General features: G+C 28.7%; 1 protein-coding gene. It reads right to left on the bottom strand.

Features of this window, described 5'->3' with window-relative positions; all coding sequences use genetic code 11:
- Positions 1-223 (bottom strand): hypothetical protein (locus tag D7V20_RS20060; protein ID WP_213072530.1); only part of this gene is annotated, 223 nt, incomplete at both ends.

The following is a 223-nucleotide window of genomic DNA, read 5'->3' as shown; positions in this document are numbered from 1 at the left end:
AAAGATACTTGCACGTGAACATAAGTCATGTTCTTTATTCAAATAGCCTCTAACAACTCCAAAATCAATTTGTCTTTCATATCTCTGAGTTAGACCATTAAACCAGTTTATTTTATAGACGTTGTTTACAAATTCAGCCCATTTTTTATTGTCATCAATATTTGTTTCAAGTACATAAATGTCTCTGAAAGAACCATCACAATAATATATTTTATCTCTTAGT

Origin of the sequence: Acinetobacter rongchengensis, from assembly GCF_003611475.1 — a bacterium.
Classification (GTDB): domain Bacteria; phylum Pseudomonadota; class Gammaproteobacteria; order Pseudomonadales; family Moraxellaceae; genus Acinetobacter; species Acinetobacter rongchengensis.
The sequence above is the reverse complement of the archived record's forward strand: the minus strand, read 5'-3'. Positions and strand labels throughout refer to the sequence as shown.